We start from the raw sequence: 4,946 nt of genomic DNA on the forward strand, positions 1-4,946 counted from the left end.
GGGGCTAGGGGTTAGGGGCTAGGGCGTCGGGGAAGAAGGAATAAACGGTTTCAAGAATTAAGAACGTTCTCACTGACTTTCATTAGTTGCTCTATCTCGTAAGAAGATTCTTTAATTCTCTATTGTTAACAGTTTTGATATTCTTGGACGAACAAACCTTTGATAAGTTTGTGCAATAGGACTTACGCAAAGAAACCGGGTTTCTACGAAAAATGGTAGGTTTCACCGTGAACGATCGACGAAGAAACCCGGTTTCTAGCCCCAGCGTGCGTAAGTCCTGTGCAAGTTAGTCATCAACTATTAGGGATAAGTGAGTTTTCATTTGCGATCGCACTCCTGTACCATGCCAACCTCCCGTAATGGGGGCAGCGTATGCGGGTAATGCGCTGGCGGCTAAAGCGATATTGCGATCGGCTACAGCTAATCCCTGACTGGGATCGTAACCTCGCCAACCCGCTCCTGGCAAATATACTTCTGCCCAAGCATGAAGATCTCGTTCTTTTTGGTCTGGATCTCCTTCCTGATAACCGCTGACAAATCTAGCAGCTAAACCTACGGCGCGACAAACTTCCATAAATAAAACTGCCAAATCGCGACAGGAACCCGATTTTTGCTTCCAAGTGACGCCACCGGGAAAGGGTTCGCCGGTTTCTCTCCTCAGATATTGGCAATTCTCGTAGATCTGTTGATTTAGCTGCATCAAGAAAGTACCGATTTGATAATCCGCAGCAAAGGCAATCTCTTGAGCTAATTGGATGACGGCAGGGTCTGCATTTATTTGATATTGCGGTTGTAAATATGGCTGAAGTTGGGATAGCATTGAAGCCGGGTAGTCGATCGGCAAACTTAAAGCCCAAGGTTCTAGTAGATAAACAAAAGGATTTGTGCGATAAGTTTCAACTTCTGAGCTTACCTCGATTTTGAGATAATCAGTGCTGCCACCAAACCAAGCTTGCAAGATGGCGTTACCATCTAAATCGGTAATGTGAGAAATACCAATTGGTTCTGGGTCAATTTGTAGAGAGAAGGAATGCAGTTTCTGAGTGCCATCGCAGCGCGATCGCAACCTTAAAACGTGCGGTCGCAGAACAACCGATCGATCGTAGGTGTAGGTGATGGTGTGAAGGATTTGATAGTGCATCCCGATTTCAGGTTTGAGGTTTTTAACTAAGTCAGTTTAACTAACTGGTACTTTGCTGGACATATATTTTGTAAAGATATATGTACATTTTAAATCAATAAAGCAAAGTTAAGGCCATTATAGGTGCAATTAGAAGAGATAGTTCACAACCATGAACGCTCCCCTATATCCCCTGGAACAACCCGAAGGTCAAGTCCCTCTCAATTCCCCTTGGTATGTAGAACGCCCACCTATCGAAGCTGATTGTTATCAAACCATCATCAAACCGACTGCTCTCATTAGGATAAAAGCTCCTCGAAAAATGGGTAAAAGCTCCCTGATGAGTCGGATTCTAGCAAAAAGCGAGCAACAAGGTTATGAGACTGTTAATATTAATTTTCAGTTAGTAGAGCGAAATTTCCTAACGGATTTGGATCGGTTTTTACAGTGGTTTTGTGCCAATGTTACTGATGCTTTAGAGTTAGATGACGAAATCGATCGCTATTGGAAAGGGCCGAGAGGTAGTCAAACTTGCTGTACCAATTACGTGCAACGTCATTTGTTAGCGCAAATAGATACTCCTCTCGTATTGGGATTGGATGAAGTAGATCGGATATTCCAATATCCTGAAATTGCCGTTGATTTTTTTGGATTAATCAGAGCGTGGCACGAAAAGGGAAAGAATGAACCGAAATGGCAGAAGTTACATCTAGTAATTTCCCATTCCAAAGAAGTTTACATTCCTTTAAACATTAATCAATCTCCTTTTAATGTGGGTTTACCGATCGAACTCCCAGAGCTAGGGAAAGAACAGGTAATAGATTTAGTCCAAAAGCATGGCTTAGAATTAACTTCCGAACAAATCGATTTGTTCATGGCAATGTTTGGGGGTCATCCCTATTTAGTCAGGGTAGCACTGTATCGTTTAGCTAAACAAGAAATTGATTTAGAACATCTATTACAAATTGCTCCTACCGAAGAAGGATTTTTTTACGATCACCTGCGCCACCATTTAAGTAAACTCTTGGAAGATGAAGCATTATTAGAAGCGGCGAAAAAGGTAGTAGCTGCTGATAATCCCGTGAAAATCGCTGCAACTGAAGCATTTAAGTTACGGAGTATGGGTTTAGTTAAATTTGTTGGCAATGAAGTGATTCCTTTATGCGATTTATATCGCTTTTATTTGCGCGATCGCTTAGATACTAAAACAATAATATCTGATGCTGATGATACCACATTAGCAGCGATTGTTTTTACTGATGTAGTTAATTCTACACAGCTAATGATGGCTAACCAAACAGTTATGCGCGAATTACTTAAACGAGATTTTCGTTTGATGAAGGAAATCTGCGAGCATTACCAAGGACAGGTATTAAAAAACTTAGGTGATGGCTTGCTGATGTATTTTTCGAGTGCAGTTAAAGCAGTTAGTTGTACCATTCAAATTCAAAAAGCGATCGCAACTGAAGCGGCAACTTTACCTTCAGGACGAGTTTTAGTCCATCGGATTGGGATTCATTTAGGAGATGTGTTTTTAACTGGAGGAGATGTTTTGGGTGCGGGAGTAAATATAGCTGCCAGATTGCAAAGCCAAGCCGCACCAGGCAAAATTTGCATTTCTCAAATCGTTTATGATGCTGTCAAGGATCATCTCAATTTAAATGTAGAAGCTTTGGGAGAACGGCAATTAAAAGGAGTTCCTTACGGCATATCTCTCTATCAAATCCAACCTTAATTAGTTATGGCTAACTATCACTACCAAATTGGCGGTAGCTTACCAATTGATGCACCTAGTTACGTCACTCGCCAAGCCGATGAAGACTTGTACCAAGGATTAAAAGCCGGAGAATTTTGCTATGTTTTAAATTCCCGCCAAATGGGGAAATCTTCCCTAAAAGTGCGTGTTATGCAACGCTTAAAAGCAGAGGGAGTTAACTGTGTTGCCATTGACATTACTGCGATCGGCACCACAAATATCACTCCCGAAGAATGGTATTTTAGCATGATGGATAGCATTGTGGGCAGTTTAGATTTGTATGATGAATTCGATTTAGATAGTTGGTGGGAAGATAATAATAAGCTGTCTGATGTTCAGAAATTTAGTAAATTTATAGCGACAGTATTATTAAAATTGATTCCCGATGGAATCGTAATTTTTGTCGATGAAATCGATAGCGTTCTGGCTTTACCTTTTAAACTTGATGACTTTTTTGCTTTCATTAGAGATTGTTACAATCGGAGGGCAGATAGACTAAAATATCAACGGTTAACTTTTGCTTTAATTGGTGTGGCAACACCTTCCGATTTAATTGGCGATAAACGCAGAACGCCGTTTAATATTGGTAGAGCAATAGAATTAACTGGATTTAAGTTAAATGAGGTACAACCACTAGCAGTAGGATTAGCAGAAAAATCGAGTAATCCTCAAATTTTAATCCAAAGTATTTTAGATTGGACTGGCGGACAACCATTTTTGACTCAGAAACTTTGTTCTCTTATTTTGAAATGCGAAGAACCGATTCCTGCAGGAGAAGAGAATGAGTGGTTAGCGCGTTTAGTGCAGAAACGAATCGTGGAAAACTGGGAATCAAATGATGAACCGGAACATTTAAGAACGATTCGAGATAGACTATTAATTAATCAACATAAAGCCAGTAGATTGCTGGGATTATACCAACGAATTTTACAGCAAAATTTACAAGCCGAACGAAATCAAGACGAAGCGGAATTACGCTTGTCGGGATTAGTAGTTAAACAAGATAATAGATTAAAAGTTTACAATCGCATATATGCGGCTGTTTTTAATGGTCATTGGTTAGAGCAAGAATTAGCCAAATTACGACCTTATGCCGAATCATTTAATGCTTGGGTAGCTTCTCATCATCAAGATGAGTCGCGATTATTAAGAGGACAAGCGTTACGAGATGCTTTAAATTGGGCAAATAACAAAAATTTATCTTCTGAAGATTATCGATTTTTAGAAGCTAGCCATAGATTAGAATATCAGGAAACAGAAAGAGAGTTAGAAGCACAGAGAAAAGCCAATCAAATTTTAGCGGAAGCGCACCAAAAAGCGGAATTAGCACTAGCTGTAGCGGATGTGCGGTTAGCGGTTGCCGCCGCCCAAGAAAGATTTCTTCAAAGACAACCATTTCAGTCATTAATTGAAAGCTTGAAAGCAGCACAAAACCTGAAAAAAATAAATCGCTCACTGTGGGATCGAGATAGTATACAAGGGTTAGTTTTTACTGTTCTCGATCGAGCTATACATCAGATTCAAGAATATAACACGCTCAACGGTCATAGCGATCGGGTAATTGGAGTTAGTTTTAGCCCGGATGGAGAATTGATTGCTTCCGCGAGTTGGGACAAAACGGTGAAGTTATGGAAACGGGATGGCACGCTTTGGAAAACTCTCAATGGTCATAGCGATGAGGTATATGGAGTCAGTTTTAGCCCCGATGGAGAATTAATTGCTTCTGGGAGTTGGGACAAAACAGTAAAGTTGTGGAAACGCGATGGCACTCTGGTCACAACTCTTAATGGTCATAGCGATGGAATAGAGGCAGTCAGTTTTAGCCCCGATGGAGAATTAATTGCTTCTGGGAGTTGGGACAAAACAGTGAAGTTGTGGAAACGCGATGGCACGCTTTGGAAAACTCTTGATGGCCATACCGATGGGGTAATGGGAGTTAGTTTTAGCCCCGATGGAGAATGGATTGCTTCTGGGAGTCGAGACAAAACAGTAAAGTTATGGAAACGGGATGGCACGCTTTGGAAAACTCTTGATGGCCATACTGATGGGGTAATGGAAGTTAGTTTTAGC

At 40.9% G+C, this 4,946-nt stretch carries 3 protein-coding genes; 2 read left to right on the top strand and 1 reads right to left on the bottom strand.

What is annotated here, in order from left to right; genetic code table 11:
* Positions 1-286 precede the first annotated feature (286 nt).
* Complete coding sequence (locus H6S82_RS17925) at positions 287-1,141, bottom strand: transglutaminase family protein (RefSeq protein WP_190470865.1); 855 nt, start codon at positions 1,139-1,141, stop codon at positions 287-289.
* A gap of 151 nt (positions 1,142-1,292) precedes the next feature.
* On the opposite strand from H6S82_RS17925, the gene H6S82_RS17930 reads away from it, so the two are divergent.
* Both H6S82_RS17930 and H6S82_RS17935 read left to right on the top strand, forming a co-directional pair.
* Entirely contained in the window at positions 1,293-2,855 is a 1,563-nt protein-coding gene (locus tag H6S82_RS17930; protein ID WP_190470862.1) for an AAA-like domain-containing protein, read from the top strand.
* 6 nt (positions 2,856-2,861) lie between these two features.
* Positions 2,862-4,946: AAA-like domain-containing protein (locus H6S82_RS17935; RefSeq protein ID WP_191056499.1), on the top strand; the 2,085-nt coding region annotated here is incomplete at its 3' end.

The organism is Planktothrix sp. FACHB-1355, from assembly GCF_014748295.1.
Taxonomy (GTDB): Bacteria; Cyanobacteriota; Cyanobacteriia; order Cyanobacteriales; family Aerosakkonemataceae; genus Aerosakkonema; species Aerosakkonema funiforme_A.

Bases quoted from the DNA above. Each gene is read 5' to 3' on its own strand.
- H6S82_RS17925 (WP_190470865.1), bottom strand. From the start codon at position 1,141: ATGCACTATCAAATCCTTCACACCATCACCTACACCTACGATCGATCG.
- H6S82_RS17930 (WP_190470862.1), top strand. From the start codon at position 1,293: ATGAACGCTCCCCTATATCCCCTGGAACAACCCGAAGGTCAAGTCCCT.